This is a genomic window from Streptomyces sp. NPDC092369, from assembly GCF_044755245.1.
In the GTDB taxonomy this organism is placed as follows: Bacteria; Actinomycetota; Actinomycetes; order Streptomycetales; family Streptomycetaceae; genus Streptomyces.
In genome coordinates this window covers 1,155,513-1,170,658 of record NZ_JBIVQP010000003.1, presented here as the reverse complement: position 1 = coordinate 1,170,658, position 15,146 = coordinate 1,155,513, and the positions used below count along the sequence as shown (strand labels likewise).

Genomic DNA, 15,146 nt, shown 5'->3' with positions numbered 1-15,146 from the left:
TTCCTTGGGACCCCCCTGGTTCCCTGGACGCGGACCGGTCCTTAGTCTGAGCCTGTCAAGACCATTGCGGGGCAACGTGAATCAGATGCAGGGCCAACTCGTCGCCGGCCGTTACCGGCTCGCCGAGTCGATCGGCAGCGGCGGCATGGGCCGCGTGTGGCGCGCGCATGACGAGGTGCTGCACCGGGCCGTCGCGATCAAGGAGTTGACCGCCGCGCTCTACGTGTCCGAGGGCGACCAGGAGCGGCTGCTCGCGCGGACCCGGGCCGAGGCGCGGGCCGCCGCGCGGATCAACAACTCCGCGGTCGTCACCGTGCACGACGTGCTGGAACACGACGGCCGGCCGTGGATCGTGATGGAGCTCGTCGAGGGCTACTCGCTGGCCGACGCGGTCAAGGAGCGCGGGCGGATCGAGTCCGCCGAGGCCGCCCGGATCGGCCTGTGGGTGCTGCGGGCGCTGCGCGCCGCGCACACCGCCGGTGTCCTGCACCGCGATGTGAAGCCTGGAAACGTACTCATCGGGCACGACGGGCGCGTGCTCCTCACCGACTTCGGCATCGCCCAGATCGAGGGCGACTCGACGATCACCCGCACCGGCGAGGTCGTCGGCTCGGTCGACTACCTCGCCCCCGAGCGTGTCCGCGGCCACGACCCGGGCCCCGCCTCCGACCTGTGGGCGCTGGGCGCCACGTTGTACACGGCGGTGGAGGGCAGGTCGCCGTTCCGCCGCACGTCGCCGCTGTCCACGATGCAGGCGGTCGTCGAGGAGGAGGCCGCCGAGCTGCATCACGCCGGTCCGCTCGCGCCGGTCATCACCGCGCTGCTGCACAAGGACCCGGCTCTACGGCCCGGTGCGGACCAGGCCGAGCACATGCTCGCGCAGGCGGCCGAGGGGCGGCGGCCGCGAGCCGCGGAGGAGTGGCTGCCGACCCAGCAAGTGGGCGCGCGGCACGGCGAGTTCGCGGAGGGCTTCGGTTCGGGCTCGGGTGCGACGTACCAGTCGGCGACCGGGGGTGCGACGCCGTACCCGCCGATCACCCACCACACGCCTGCCGTCCCCGTCGTGGCCCCTGCGCCCGCACCGGTGAAGCGGCGCCGGCTCCGTTCGGTCGCCCTGGTCGTCGTCCTCGCCGCGCTCGTCGGCGGGGGCGTCGCGGTCGCGCTGGAGCACTTCGGCACGGGCGGCGACGGCGACTCCGGCTCCGCCTCGCCGACTCCGAGTGCCAGTGCCAGTGCCACGCCGAGCGGCGGGGGTGGTCAGGGGGCGGTTCCCGACGGCTGGGAGCGCCACGACGACCCGGTGGGCTTCAGCGTCTCCCTGCCCAAGGGATGGAAGCGGTCCGTCTCCATCGACCAGGACGGCCTCCAGCAGGTCGACTACTCGCCCGACAAGGGCAAGCACCTCGTGCGGGTCGCCGTCGACACCGCGCCGGACTTCAGCACCTCGTACGCGCACATGAAAGACCTGGACCAGCGGGTCTCGGCGCGGCTGGTGGACTACCGGCGGCTGAGCCTCAAGGAGGAGCTCTTCCGCGACCAGCCGGGCGTGCGCTGGGAGTACGCGTGGAACGCGCTGGCCAACGACGCGCCCCACTACTTCCCGGGGCCCTACCGCGCGATCGACGTCGGGTACATGGACAGCAAAGGCACGGAGTACGCCATCTACGAGGCCTCGCCGGCCGCCGACTGGGCCACCACCCGCAAGCAGTTCGACGTGATCCTGCGGAGTTTCCAGGAGGGGTGACCGGCGCGGCCTCGTGCGCCACGGGGGTTCAGGCGTAGTCGGTGCAGGAACGGACTGTCGTGCTTCCTTCGATGACCGCCACCTGGGCGCCGATGTAGTCGAGGCTATCGCCCGTGGGATTCGCGTAGGTGCTGAAGGAGATGGTCGTTCCATTTCCGTCAACGTCGGAATGCCAGGGCCATTCCGTTACATATCCAGTGCCATCATCTATCGAAACGAGTCGAATGCCCACGTGGTGACCATCGGCGGCGTTGTCCTTGACCCAACCGCTGATGTCCACATAGGAGGACGTCCAGTTGGAGAACGTGAGGCTCCCGGACGCGCCGGTCACCGAGCACGCGGCCACGCCACTCGCCGCGCTGGCATCGGTCACTGTGGTCGTGGCGAATATCGCCGCCGCCGCGACGCCCGTGACGGAAAGGCGCTTCAATGTGTTTCCCATGAGGGAAAGATAAGGCTTTCCCGGTTCACGTGACCACATGATTCCAGCCGTCCGTTCTGCCTTGCATGGGGGCGTATGGACCACCTGTTTGCCACGTTTTATCTTCGTTTCAAAACCTGTCGTGGCTGAAAAATGATCACCCCCTTGAGGGCAGGCACACTTGGCCCGTCGCCGCCCCGGAGCCGGTTCGGCCGGTGCGGCATGATGGGGCGCATGGGGACCGAGGGGGCAGGCGTCCGCGTCATCGCGGGCCGCTACCGGCTGGAGTCGCGGCTGGGGCGCGGTGGCATGGGCGTGGTGTGGCGGGCGACCGACGAACTGCTCGGCAGGCAGGTGGCGGTCAAGGAGATACCGCTCGACCTCGACGAGACGCTCTCGGCGGAGGAGACCCGGCGCCAGCGCGACCGCACCCTGCGTGAGGGGCGTGCCGTGGCCCAGCTCCGCCACCCGCACATCATCGTCGTCCACGACGTCGTCGAGCAGGACGAACGCCCGTATCTCGTCATGGAGTTGATCGACGGTGGCTCGCTCGCCGACCGGATCTCCACGCGCGGCCCGGTCGACGCCCCCGAGGCCGCGCGGATCGGCATCGCCCTGCTGAGCGCGCTCGCCGCGGCGCACGCGGCCGGTGTCCTGCACCGTGACATCAAGCCCGCCAACGTCCTGCTGGGGTCCGAGGGCGACCGGATCGTCCTCACCGACTTCGGTATCGCGCAGGTAGCGGGCGCCACGACGCTCACCGAGACCGGGGCCTTCGTCGGCTCGCCCGAGTACACGGCACCGGAGCGGATGTCGGGGGCGCGGACCGGACCGGAGTCCGACCTGTGGTCGCTGGGCGCGCTGCTGTGCACGATCGTCAGCGGTGAATCCCCCTTCCGGCGCGACTCGTTGGGCGGCATCCTGCACGCCGTCGTCTTCGACGAGATCCGTCCGCCCGCACAGGCCGCGCCCCTGCTGCCCGTCGTACGGGGCCTGTTGGAGCGGGATCCGGACCGGCGGCTGGACGCGCCCCGGGCCGAGCGGATGCTGCGCGCCTATCTGGACACCGGCCGCACGCCCCGACTGCCGCCCGGTTACACGCCGACCCGGCCGGACACGCCCACCCCGGCACCCGCACCGACCCCTACCCCGTCCTCCCCGACGGTGGAGACCCGGCGCTCCACCCGGGGCGTACTGGTGGCCGCGCTGCTCGTCGCCGCGATGGCCGGGGCGGGGGTGTCGGCTGCGGCGCTGCTCATGAACGGCGACGGGGACGGAGGCGGCGGCGGGGTGCCGAAGAGTTCGGGGCCCGGGGTGTCGGTGAGCGCGACGACGGCGGCCGGTACGCCGACTTCGCACACGTCCGCCCCGAGTACGCCGGTGAGCGGTACGCCGACAGCCGGTACGCCGACGCCGAGCGCGCCCCGCGCTTCCTCCCCCGCGCCGACCGGCGGGACCCACGCCTCCGCCCCCTCCGGTTACCGCGTCGCGGACGACCCCGCCGGTTTCTCGCTCGCCGTGCCGGAGGGCTTCACACGCACGCCCCAGGGCGAGCGCGTCTTCTACATGTCGCCGGGGCAGACCTTCCGCCTCGGCATCAAGGTCGCCGAGCCCCAGGAGGGCGGCCCGCTCGGGGTGATGCGGCGCGCGGCGGCCAAGGGCCCGGACACGAACCCCGGTTACCACGACGGCCGGGTCACCGAGACCACGCACCATGAACTCCCGGCAGCCCTCTGGGAGTTCACCTGGAACGGCTTCAGCACGGCCGAGGGGCCCCGGCACACCTACGACCTGTGCTGGGAGGAGGACGGTCGGCTGTACGACGTGTGGGTGTCGGCGCCGGTCGGGAAGGTGCGGGAGGCGAAGGAGTACTTCGATGTCGCGGTGGACACGTTCGTCACGGCTCTGTGACCGCTGCGCCTTCTGTCTGGATGTGGAGCCGCGTGGCGCGATATGCATGGTGACATGAGCAGCAACGGGGGATCCGGGCACGGGCCCGACGACACGACGAGTTTTGTTCTGCAACCGCCCAACCCGGTCGCCGCGCATACGCAGGTCGTGCAGTCGGGCCAGGTGACACCGCCCCACCAGGCCGCGCCGCAGCAGACTGCGCCCCACCAGGCCGCCCCGCCGCAGGAGCCCGGCATCGGTCGTCTCATCGCCGGTCGCTACCGGCTGCTGGCCAAGCTCGGGCACGGTGGCATGGGGACGGTATGGCGGGCCAAGGACGAGACGGTGGACCGTGAGGTCGCCGTCAAGGAGCCCCGCGTCCCGGACACACTTCCCGAACGCGAACGCGCCAACGCCTTCGAGCGGATGCGTCGCGAGGCCCGCGCGGCGGCCCGCCTCGACCATCCGGCGGTCGTGAACGTCCACGATGTGGCCGTCGTGGACGGTCAGCCGTGGATCGTCATGGAGCTGGTGCACGGCCGTTCGCTCGGCGACGCCCTCCAGGAGGGCACGCTGGACGCCCGCGAGGCGGCCAGGATCGGCCTTGAGGTGCTCGGCGCGCTGGAGGCCGCGCACGCGGCGGGCATCCTGCACCGGGACGTGAAGCCGGACAACGTGCTCCTCGGCCGGCACGGCCGGGTCGTCCTCACCGACTTCGGCATCGCCCAGATCGAGGGCGAGACGAACCTGACGGACACCGGCGGCTTCGTCGGCTCGCCCGAATACATCGCCCCCGAGCGGGTGTTGGGCCAGCGCCCTGGCCCCTCCTCCGACCTCTGGTCGCTCGGCGTCGTCCTCTACGCGGCCACGGAGGGCGTCTCGCCGTTCCGTCGCAGCAACACCCCGGCGACGCTCCAGTCGGTCCTCAACGGCACGCCCGCGCCGCCCAGTTCGGCGTCCGGACCGCTGGCCGACGTGATAACCGGCCTCCTCCACAAGGACCCCGCACGCAGACCGAACGCCCCTCAGGTGAGGGCGCTGCTGGAGGAGACGGCGAACCCGACGACTCCCGCGCCCACACAGCCGGTTCAGGTCGTCACGCGGGACGGCGGGCGCAGGACGTGGCTCGCGTTCTGCGCGGGAGTCGCCGTGGCCGCCGTGGTGGCGGGGGCGTCGGCGTATGTGGCGGTCGCGGATCCGTTCGGGGGGTCGGGGGGCCTGCCGGATGGGTGGAAGAAGCAACACGTCCAGGATGTCGCGGCCACGGTGGCCACGCCGGACAGCTACCTCACGGCGCTGCCCGACCGGGAGAACGACAAGACCCACTGGGTCAGTTACAACGATCCGAGCGGCGCGATCCGGATCACCCTGGGCCTGGCGAAGAAGTCCGAGGACACCTCCGGCGACATCAAGGGCTCCTCGGCCGCCCAGATGTACGCCGACAACGACACGTTCAGGGAGAACGGCGAGTACGACCTCAACATGCCCGCCAACCCGAAGTCCGACCCGAAGCCGACGACGTACAAGAACAAGCCGGCCGCCGAGAACACGGTGGTCTTCCGGACCGACGACAGCCAGAACCCGCTCCCTCGCGAGGTGCGGGTCTTCTACTACAAGACCTCGGCCGGCGATCTGTACCGGCTCACCGTCAGCTACCCGGGCAAGGGCGACTTCACCGACCGCGGCCGCGAGGTGGCCCAGGCCGCGATCGACAACCTGGACATCGACCACCTCTGACCCGCCCTCACTCGGCACGCACCCCCGCCCGATACCTCCCCGGTGTCACCCCGAACTCCCGGCTGAACGCGTGCGAGAGGGCGTACGGCGTGCTGTACCCGGTCTCGCGGGCGACGGACGCCAACGGGACGTCGGTGTCCCGCAGCAGCGCCGCCGTGCGGGTCAGCCGCCACCACGTCAGGTACGCCATCGGCGGCCGCCCCACCAGCGCGGTGAACCGCCGGGCCAGCGTCGCCCGGGAGACGCCCGCCTCGGCGGCCAGCCGGTCGTTGGTCCAGGGCGCCGCCGGGTCCGAGTGCAGGGCCCGCAGCGCGGCCGTGGTCACCGGGTCGCTCAGCACCGCCGGCCACACACCCGTCGCCGCACCCGTCGCCATGCCCGTCTCCGCACCCGTCGCCGCGTCCGTCATCCACGCCCGAACCATGTAGATCAGCAGCAGGTCGAGCAGGCTCGGCAGAGCCAGGCAGGAACCCGGCCGACGCTCGTCGAGCTCGCGGGCCAACAGATCGACGGCGGCACGGAGTTCGGGGTGCGCGCCGACCCGATTGGGCAGGTGGACGACCTCCGGCAGCTCGGCCATGAGCGGATGCACACGGCTGCGGTCGAGGCGGTACTTCCCGCACAGCAACTCCACCGCACGCCCACCCCCGCCCCCACCCTCTCCACCGACCCCGCCCCTACTCCGGCCCCGGCCCCCACTCCCGCCCCCGGCCGACCCCCGCATCTCCTCGAACGGCACCGCCCGCCCCGTATCCCCGGGCGCATCCGCCAACACATGCCCCGCCCCGTGCGGCAGCAGTACGACATCCCCGGCGCCCAGCGTCACCGCCGCGCCGCCCCCGTCCGGCACCAGCCAGCAGCCGCCCGCGAGCACGACATGGAACCCGGCGCCCCCGTACGGCGCGAGCCGCGTGCACCAACTGCCCTCGACCCGCAGCCGGTTGGAGGAGGGCTGCCCGATACGCACGGCGGAGATCGCGTCGCTCACCACGTCCATGAGCCCCAGGCTACGCGCCGATGGATCGCGGCTGAGCCGATGGCGTATCCGGACGAGTATTTCAGGCATTGGGATGCTCATCCGCTCCCCGTAGCGTCGAGGGCATGGCTGATGACAACGCACAGAGTTTCCTGATCGGCGACGTCGAACTCACCCGGGTCGTCGAATGGCAGGCGCCCTACGCCGTGACCCGGGAGTTCCTCCCCGCCGCCGGGCCCGAGGTGTGGCAGGCCCACCGCGACGTGCTCGTACCGGACCACTGGGAGCCCGAGACCGACCGGGCCGTCGTCGCGATCCAGACGTGGGTGCTGCGCAGCGGCGGGCGGACCGTGGTCGTGGACACCGGCGTGGGCAACGGGCGGGAACGGCCCGGCAATCCGATGTTCCACCGGCGGCAGGGCGGCGATCTGCCGAGCCTGCTGGCGCGGGCCGGCGTGCGACCCGAGGACGTCGACCTCGTCGTGAACACCCACGTCCACGGCGACCACGTCGGCTGGAACACCCATGACCAGGACGGGAGTTGGGTGCCCACCTTCCCCGCCGCGACCTATCTCCTCCCGGCCGCCGACGACCGCCACTTCGGCCCCGACGGCGACTTCGGCGGCGGGGTGCGCCCCGACGACCGCCTGATCTACGAGGACAGCGTCGCGCCCGTGCACAAGTCCGGGCAGGCCCTGCTGTGGGACGGCGAGTACCGCATCGACGACCACCTCACCCTGGAGTCCGCTCCCGGCCACACCCCGGGCTCGGCCGTCCTGCGCGTCGAATCGCGCGGCGAACGGGCCGTCCTCGTCGGCGACCTGCTGCACAGCCCGGTCCAGATCCCGCACCCCGAGTGCAACAGCCGCTTCGACCTGGACCCCGCGCGAGCGGCCACCAGTCGCCGACGGGTGCTGGAACGGGCCGCTGACCAGGGCGAGTTGGTGATCCCCGCACACCTCGCCGGCTCGGGCGTCGCCGAGGTGAACCGGCGGGACGGCTCGCTGGTCTTCGCCCGCTGGACGCCGTAGCCGTCGTCACGTCCGGCCCGCGTCGACAACCGGGCGCCCCGCAGGGTACTGATGGGGCATGAGTGCAGGCGGCGAACGGACGCGCGAGGGACGGCTGCTCGGTGGGCGCTACCGGCTGACCGAGCGCATCGGCTCCGGCGGGATGGGCACTGTCTGGCGGGCGTACGACGAACTCGTGGGCCGGGACGTCGCCGTCAAGCAGCCCCGGCTGCCCGGCGATCCGGAGGACGAGCACCGGCAGCGGGCCGCCCACCGCCTCTACCGTGAAGCGCGCGCCGCCGCCCGGGTCGAGCATCCGGCCGCCGTCTCCATCCATGACGTCGTCGTGGAGGAGGACGGACTCCCCTGGATCGTCATGGAGTTGGTCCGCGGCGAGTCCCTCCACGAACTCCTCCGGCGCGGCCCGGTCGACGCCGCCGAAGCCGCCCGTATCGGCCATGCCGTCCTCGGCGCCCTCCAGGCCGCGCACTCCGTCGGCATCGTCCACCGGGACGTCAAGCCCGCCAACGTGCTCCTGGGCACGCACGGCCGGGTCGTCCTCACCGACTTCGGCATCGCCCACGTCCAGGGCGAGGAATCCCTCACGATGAGCGGCGAGTTCATCGGTTCGCTGGAGTTCGTGGCGCCCGAGCGGATGTCCGGTCGTGGCGCCGGTCCGGCCTCCGACCTGTGGGCCCTGGGCGTGGTGCTGTTCGCGGCCGTGGAGGGCTGGTCCCCGTTCCGGCGTACGACAGTGGAGTCCACCCTCGCCGCGGTCATCGCCTCCGATCCGCCCGAGCCCGAACAGGCGGGCCCGCTCGGCTCGTTGATCACCCGTCTGCTGGCGAAGGACCCCGAACAGCGTCCCGGCGCCGAGGAGGCCTCCGCGATCCTGGAGGCGGTGGCCGAGGGCCGGCCGGTGCCGGTCCACTCCGCCGCGGAAGTGACGGACATTCAGGATGCCTCGCTGCTGCGGGAGTTCAAGGACGACGCGGGCACGGTACGGCTGGGAGCGGGGTCGGCGTCACGCGTACCGGCGGGGGCGTCGGCCGCGGCGAGTGACGTGACGGCCGGGGGAGGACGCGACGCCGAGCGGCTGCCCGGTTCGGGCGACGCGAACGGTTCGGCGAATGACCCGGGCTCCGAGCTCGCGCCGGACCCCGACGCCGGGCTGGACTCCGACGCCGGGCTGGACCCCGACACCGGGCCGGACTTCGAGGACACCCCGCCCGACGAGGACAGTCCCCGCGCCGGGAACCCGCTCCCCGCCGAACCGGTGACGCAGACCGTTTCCCCTCCCGACACGCGCCTCCGCACCCCCTCCAGGCGCTCACCCCTGCGCCACCCCGCGCTCCTCGGCACCGCCGGCGTCCTCCTCCTGGGCGGCGCCCTGCTCGGCGTGCCCCATTTCACGGCGTCCGACGACGGATCGGTCAGGGCGTCCAGCGCCCACAGCTCGGCCCCCGCGGCCTCCAGAAGCGCGGCTCCCGCCCCGAGCCCTTCCGCCACCAACTCCTGGATCGCCCACCGAGAGCCGGACCTGGACGCCGTCCTCTCCCTCCCCGCCGAGTACAAGGAGGCAGCCCGCGAGGGCAGCGCGACCGACCAGCCCCGGCTCGTCGTCTACGACATCGGGCTCGTCCAGGTCCGCCTCACCCTGTGGGACAAGGCGCCCGGCACCGTGCTGGAGCGCGCGCAGAAGGTGTACAACATCTGGAACGGCTACGCGCACGACGCGAGCGGCGGGGGGACCCGTACCGTCTACCAGGGTCTGGACGCGGTTCTCTCCGACATCACCTACGACAAGGACGAGTCCCCGACCCGGGTGATCCAGCTGATCGTCGCGACCGCGGACGACCGCATGTACGAGCTGCGCGTGGACATGCCCAAGGGCACGCCCAGCGAGAAGAAGGGCACCGCGGTGTTCGAGGGGGCCAAGGACCGTCTCGTGATCGCGAAGAGCTGAACCGCGTCGGCCGCCCCCGAAAATCCCCGGCGAAAATACCCGGCCGCCCCTGAAAAACCCCGGCCACTGACGCGCAATCCCTGGCCGTCCTCGAACAACAGCCTGATCAGCGGGTTCGCTGCCAGTCATCACTGGCGCCGTGTGTGCGGTCCGTGAAGCCGCGTTACCGACGGGTACCCAAAGCCTCCGCTCCGGCATACGCTGCCCGTCATGACGGACTCGCAGGCCCCGGAGAAGACCGGCACCACCGTTGCCGGCACCAACCCCCTCGCCCCCGCCCCCGAGGGCGCCCGCACCGCCGCGGACGTGGTCACCCCCGAGCTGGTCGCCCAGCTCACCAAGGGCGTGGCCGGTTCCGGGCGCACCGCCAACCACAGCCCCTTCACCGGCGAGAAGCTTGCCGATCTGCCGCAGTCGACGCCCGAGGACGTGGCGGAGGCCTTCGCGGCGGCTCGCGCGGCGCAGGCGCTGTGGGCGCAGGTGCCGGTACGGCAGCGCGCGGCGGTCCTGCTCCGCTTCCACGACCTGGTGCTGGCCCGCCAGGCCGAGGTCCTCGACCTCGTCCAGCTGGAGACCGGCAAGGCGCGGCTGCACGCGCACGAGGAGGTCCAGGCCGTCGCCGTCGCGGCCCGCCACTACGGCCGCAAGGCTCCCGCCTACCTCAAGCCGAAGCGGCACGCCGGCGCCATGCCGACCCTCACCAAGGTCACCGAACTGCGCCACCCGCGCGGGGTGGTGGGCCAGATCGCCCCCTGGAACTACCCGCTCGAACTCTCCGTCGGCGACGCGCTCCCCGCCTTCGTCGCGGGCAACGCGGTCGTCATGAAGCCGGACACCGAGACCTGCCTGACCGCCCTGTGGGCCCGCGACCTCCTCATCGAGGCCGGCCTGCCCGCCGACGTCTTCCAGGTCGTCATCGGCGAGGGCCCGGTCATCGGACCGGAGATCGTCAAGCACGCCGACTACGTCTCCTTCACCGGCTCCACCCGCACCGGCCGCGAGGTCGCGCAGGGCGCGGCGGCCCGTCTGGTCGGCGTCTCCCTCGAACTCGGCGGCAAGAACGCCATGGTGGTCCTGGAGGACGCCGACATCGAGAAGGCCGCCGCCGGCGCGATCCGCGCCTGCTTCTCCTCCGCGGGCCAACTCTGCGTCTCCATCGAGCGGTTGTACGTCCACGAGTCGATCGCCGACGCCTTCCTCGACCGCTTCGCCGCCCGCACGAAGGCCATGCGCCTTGGCACCTCCCTCGCCTACGGCGCCGACATGGGCTCGCTGGCCGGCGAACGCCAGCTGGAGTCCGTCACCCGTCATGTCGAGGAGGCCGTCGCCAAGGGCGCCACGCTCGTCGCCGGCGGCCACGCCCGCCCGGACATCGGCCCGTACTTCTTCGAGCCGACCATCCTCGACGGCGTCGAGGCCCCCATGGCCGTCTGCGCCGAGGAGACCTTCGGCCCGGTCGTCTCCCTGTACCGCTTCAAGACCGACGACGAGGCCGTCGAGGCCGCCAACTCCACGCCGTACGGCCTCAATTCCTCGGTGTGGACGAAGAGCGCGGCCCGCGGGCGCGAGGTCGCCGCCCGGCTGCGCACCGGCACGGTCAACGTCAACGAGGGCTACGCCTCCGCCTACGGCAGCGTCCAGTCCCCGATGGGCGGCATGAAGGACTCCGGTCTCGGCCGCCGCCACGGCTCCGAGGGCATCCTCAAGTACACGGAGGCCCAGACGATCGCCCAGCAGCGCCTGCTGCCGATGGCTCCCGCGCTGGGCATGAACGACGAGAAGTACGCGGCCTTCATGAGCACGAGCCTGCGGGTGATGAAGGCCCTTCGTTTCAGGTGACCACGGCCACAGACGGCCCGCAGCGCATCTCAATGAGGAGAGCACGTTGTCGCAAGATGCCTATGACTACGACGTCCTGGTCGTCGGCTCCGGCTTCGGCGGTTCGGTGACCGCCCTGCGCCTGACCGAAAAGGGCTACCGCGTCGGCGTATTGGAGGCGGGTCGCCGCTTCAGCAGGGAGTCCCTCCCCAAGAACTCCTGGGACCTCAAGAACTACCTGTGGGCCCCCAAGCTCAACATGTACGGAATCCAGCGCATCCACCTCCTGGGCAACGTCATGGTCCTCGCCGGCGCTGGCGTCGGCGGGGGCTCGCTCAACTACGCCAACACCCTCTACGTCCCGCCGAAGCCGTTCTTCGACGACCCCCAGTGGCGTGACATCACGGACTGGCAGGAGGAGTTGAAGCCGTACTACGACCAGGCGCAGCGCATGCTCGGCGTACGGCTCAACCCGACGATGACCCCGTCCGACGTCCATCTGAAGGCCGCGGCCGAGCGGATGGGCGTGGGCGACACCTTCCACATGGCCCCGGTCGGCGTCTTCTTCGGCGACGGCAAGGACGCCGAGGGAGAGTCGAAGGCGGCCCCGGGTGACCAGGTCCCGGACCCCTACTTCGGTGGCGCGGGCCCCGACCGCAAGGCATGCACCGAGTGCGGCGAGTGCATGACCGGCTGCCGGCACGGCGCGAAGAACACTCTGAACGAGAACTACCTCTACCTCGCCGAGAAGGCGGGCGCGGTCGTCCACCCGATGACGACCGTCGTGTCGGTCACCGACGACTCGCAGGGCGGCTACGCGGTCGCCACGCTCCCCACCGACGACCGCCGAAAATCCGGCGGCCGCACCTTCAAGGCCCGCCAGGTCGTCCTCGCGGCCGGCACCTACGGCACCCAGACCCTGCTGCACCGGATGAAGGCGGGCGGCCAACTCCCGTACCTCTCCGAGAAGTTGGGCGAGCTGACCCGCACCAACTCCGAGGCGCTGGTGGGCGCGCAGACCGACAACCGGCGCTACCGCAAGGTGACGGGCGAGCCGAAGGTCGACTTCACCCGCGGAGTCGCCATCACCTCCTCGGTCCACCCGGACGAGAACACCCACATCGAGCCGGTCCGCTACGGCCGGGGCTCCAACTCGATGGGCGGCCTGTCCATCCTCCAAGTCCCGTACGCGGAGGGCTCGTCGAGGGCGCTGGCCTGGCTGCGCAACGCCGCCCGCCATCCCCTCCTCGTGCTGCGCTCCCTCTCCAACCGGCAGTGGTCGCAGCGGACCATCATCGGCCTGGTGATGCAGTCGCTGGACAACTCCCTGACGACGTACCTGAAGACGGACGGCGTCGGCAAGGGCCTGCTCACCGCCCGGCAGGGGCACGGCGCCCCCAACCCCAAGCAGATCAGGGCCGCTTCGGAGGCCGCGACCGCGATCGCCGCCGAGATCAACGGCTTCGCCGGCTCGAACGTCGGCGAGCTGATGGGCACCCCGCTCACCGCCCACTTCCTGGGCGGCTGTCCCATCGGCTCCTCGCGCGAGAACGGCGTGATCGACCCGTACCACCGGCTCTACGGCCACCCCGGCATCTCCGTCGTCGACGGCTCCGCGGTCTCGGCCAACCTGGGCGTGAACCCCTCGCTGACGATCACCGCCCAGGCCGAGCGCGCCATGTCGCTGTGGCCCAACAAGGGCGAGGCGGATCCGCGTCCGGCGCAGGGGACGGCGTACGAGCGGCTGAAGCCGGTCGAGCCGCAGGCGCCGGCCGTTCCGGCGGACGCGTTCGGCGCGCTGCGGCTGCCGTTCCTTGGGATGCCGACGGTGCCGGCGAAGAAGTAGCCGCGGAGGGCTCATCCGGGCGTCGAAGCAGACGAAGCGGGGGACCTGCACCCCCCTCCGAGCGCAGGTCCCTCACTTCGTCTGTGGCTGTTGGTCCCGCTGGTGAAACCGGTGGTTCCGGTGGTGTGACCGACGAGACGCGGGAATGGTTGCCTCCGTATTCACGGAAACTTTCCGGCGTGAGGAATCGGCATGGGCATGGCTATCCTCGGCCCGTCGATCCACTCAGGAGAGAGTCCGATGTCAGACAGACGGTCCGAAGATCCATCGGGGGACGAGCCGTCGTCCTCACCCATATCCGACGAGGTGTGGGAGCAGTTCATCCGTGACAACGAGCGGAGCATCCGCGACTCCGCTCCCAAGGAGCCCTCCGCCCGGGCCCGCATGGTCACCGAGCGGCTCAAGCGCGAGGGGGCACCGCCCGAGGGCTGGCGCACCGGCCCGACCGGTACGCCGAAGAAGGGCCGTCGGCGCAAGGCGTGGGCGATCATCGGCGTACCCGTCGCGATCGCCGTGGCCCTCGTCGCGATGAAGCCGTCGCTGATCCCCGGCGACCCCTTCGGCGGGCAGTCGGACGTGGACGAGGCCGCCTCCCCGCTGCCCGCCGAGACCGCGCCGCCCACCACGGCCCCCGGCGCGGCCGATCCCGAAATCCCCACGCTCGACGAGCCGTTCGCCGGTTCCCCGGCACTGCGCTGGGCCGACGGCGAGGCGGGCATCGTGCTGCCGAAGGCCAAGGCCGTCGGCGCGGTCTCCAAGGACAGGGTCGAACTGGCCCTCCAGCAGACCAGGAAGCTGCTCGTCGACGCGAACCTGAATCCGAAGGTGGTGGCAGGTGCCCGGCCGGTGGCCGCCCTCTCGGTGCTCGACCCCAAGCAGCCGAAGCTGATCGGCGACCTGAACACCGCCCTGCGCTCGCCGAGCGAGGCCCACGACCCGCTGTCGATGTTCAGCCGCTTCGACCCCGGCGAGGTGCGGCTGGTCGGTGACGTGATCAAGACGCGCGGCCGGATCACGTTCAAGAAGGGCAAGTTCGACGCGGTCGCGGTGCACGCCGACTACACCTTCGTCTACCCGGTCGTCCGTACCGACGGCTCGACCGAGGTCACCCGCACCATCGTGCGCCGCGTCATCGACACCGAACTCCCCGACCCCGCGCACTACAACGTCACGGCCGGCCGGTTGATGGTCGTCAAGTACGACGAGGACGCCGGGAATTCGGCCTGCGACGTCAACGACGGTTATCTGCACCCGCAGTTCCGGTCCCAGGCCCCTTCCGCGAGTGCCACGCCGACCGGTCCCGCGGTCGACCCGTACGACCGCAGCCGGGACATCGGCAAGGAGAGCGGGGACTGCGGCACGGTGAGCCGCACCTGAGAACGGGGAACTGCGAAGGGCCCCGCGGGACGTGCGTCCGCGGGGCCCTTCTCCGTCAGCACCGACGTCAGGGCAGCGCCGGTGCCTGGGAGCGGCGCCGGGGGGTTGCGCCGCTTGTCTGTGCGCCCTGGTCGCCGCCCCGGCGCGAACCGGGCGCACGGATGGTCTCGACCTCTGGCGGTACGGAGGTACAGGGCAGTGCTATGAGCTGGTACAGGTCAATACGTGGAGCTGTGACGGGACTTGGGGCTTTCCAGGCATCGTGCTGGATGCTCGCGGCCTCCGCAACCGTTTGACCCAGGATCGTGCATATTTGCATATTCCGCCGGACGGCCCCGGGCGTCCCCGGAGCCGACCGTTC

The 15,146-nt window shown here is 71.4% G+C and carries 10 protein-coding genes; 8 read left to right on the top strand and 2 right to left on the bottom strand.

Going from position 1 to position 15,146, the window contains the following annotated elements; all coding sequences use genetic code 11:
* Positions 1–85 precede the first annotated feature (85 nt).
* A complete protein-coding gene (locus ACIQI8_RS22175; protein ID WP_402353153.1) occupies positions 86–1,744 on the top strand; it encodes a serine/threonine-protein kinase in 1,659 nt (552 codons plus the stop codon).
* Positions 1,745–1,772: 28 nt separating this feature from the next.
* On the opposite strand, the gene ACIQI8_RS22170 is transcribed toward ACIQI8_RS22175, so the two are convergent.
* Complete coding sequence (locus ACIQI8_RS22170) at positions 1,773–2,186, bottom strand: hypothetical protein (protein WP_402353150.1); 414 nt, start codon at positions 2,184–2,186, stop codon at positions 1,773–1,775.
* A 213-nt stretch (positions 2,187–2,399) separates the two neighbouring features.
* Here ACIQI8_RS22170 and ACIQI8_RS22165 point away from each other — a divergent pair, with 213 nt between their 5' ends.
* Entirely contained in the window at positions 2,400–4,076 is a 1,677-nt protein-coding gene (locus ACIQI8_RS22165) for a protein kinase (protein ID WP_402353148.1), read from the top strand.
* A gap of 54 nt (positions 4,077–4,130) precedes the next feature.
* Positions 4,131–5,792, top strand: coding sequence for a serine/threonine-protein kinase (locus ACIQI8_RS22160; protein WP_402353145.1), 1,662 nt, complete (start codon positions 4,131–4,133; stop codon positions 5,790–5,792).
* Positions 5,793–5,799: 7 nt separating this feature from the next.
* On the opposite strand, the gene ACIQI8_RS22155 is transcribed toward ACIQI8_RS22160, so the two are convergent.
* Positions 5,800–6,789, bottom strand: a complete 990-nt coding sequence (locus tag ACIQI8_RS22155; RefSeq protein WP_402353142.1) for an AraC family transcriptional regulator — start codon at positions 6,787–6,789, stop codon at positions 5,800–5,802.
* A gap of 104 nt (positions 6,790–6,893) precedes the next feature.
* On the opposite strand from ACIQI8_RS22155, the gene ACIQI8_RS22150 reads away from it, so the two are divergent.
* The 5 genes from ACIQI8_RS22150 to ACIQI8_RS22130 all read left to right on the top strand — a co-directional run bounded on the left by ACIQI8_RS22150 (position 6,894) and on the right by ACIQI8_RS22130 (position 14,785).
* The gene (locus ACIQI8_RS22150) at positions 6,894–7,799 is read left to right on the top strand and encodes an MBL fold metallo-hydrolase (RefSeq protein ID WP_402353139.1); all 906 of its coding nucleotides are present in this window, start codon (positions 6,894–6,896) and stop codon (positions 7,797–7,799) included.
* Positions 7,800–7,857: 58 nt separating this feature from the next.
* On the top strand, positions 7,858–9,744 hold the full coding sequence (locus ACIQI8_RS22145) for a protein kinase (RefSeq protein WP_402353136.1): 1,887 nt from the start codon (positions 7,858–7,860) through the stop codon (positions 9,742–9,744).
* A gap of 210 nt (positions 9,745–9,954) precedes the next feature.
* Positions 9,955–11,583: a succinic semialdehyde dehydrogenase gene (locus ACIQI8_RS22140; RefSeq protein ID WP_402353133.1), complete on the top strand. Its 1,629-nt coding sequence runs from the start codon at positions 9,955–9,957 to the stop codon at positions 11,581–11,583.
* Between the two features lie 46 nt (positions 11,584–11,629).
* Positions 11,630–13,408, top strand: coding sequence for a GMC family oxidoreductase N-terminal domain-containing protein (locus ACIQI8_RS22135; protein ID WP_402353130.1), 1,779 nt, complete (start codon positions 11,630–11,632; stop codon positions 13,406–13,408).
* A gap of 240 nt (positions 13,409–13,648) precedes the next feature.
* Positions 13,649–14,785 (top strand): hypothetical protein, encoded by a 1,137-nt coding sequence (locus ACIQI8_RS22130; protein ID WP_402353128.1) that lies wholly within the window; start codon positions 13,649–13,651, stop codon positions 14,783–14,785.
* Positions 14,786–15,146: the final 361 nt, after the last annotated feature.